The sequence below is a fragment of the Bowmanella dokdonensis genome (assembly GCF_017254865.1).
Taxonomy (GTDB): Bacteria; Pseudomonadota; Gammaproteobacteria; order Enterobacterales; family Alteromonadaceae; genus Bowmanella; species Bowmanella dokdonensis.
Genome location: NZ_JAFKCV010000203.1, coordinates 1 through 346, shown reverse-complemented (window position 1 = coordinate 346; position 346 = coordinate 1). Strand labels below are relative to the sequence as shown.

Sequence of the window (346 nt, the reverse complement as noted above, 5' to 3'; positions counted from 1 at the left end):
GTGGGCGATAAGCAAACATCAACCAAGAAATGGAGAAGATGATGAGTGTACTAGTTGGTCGTCCAGCCCCTGATTTTACTGCTGCTGCCGTACTGGGCAACGGCGAGATTGTTGACAGCTACAACCTGAAAGATGCGATCAAAGGCAAAAAAGCGGTACTGTTTTTCTACCCTCTGGATTTTACCTTTGTATGCCCGTCTGAGCTGATCGCTTTCGACAAGCGTTACGAAGAGTTCAAACAACGCGGCGTAGAAGTTATTGGTGTGTCTATCGATTCTCAGTTCAGCCACAATGCATGGCGTAATACCCCAGTCAATCAAGGTGGTATTGGTCCTGTGAAGTACAC

General features: G+C 47.1%; 1 protein-coding gene. It reads left to right on the top strand.

The features are described from left to right. Nucleotides 1-41: 41 nt before the first annotated feature. Nucleotides 42-346 (top strand): redoxin domain-containing protein (locus tag J0A66_RS22245; RefSeq protein ID WP_206576009.1); only part of this gene is annotated, 305 nt, incomplete at its 3' end.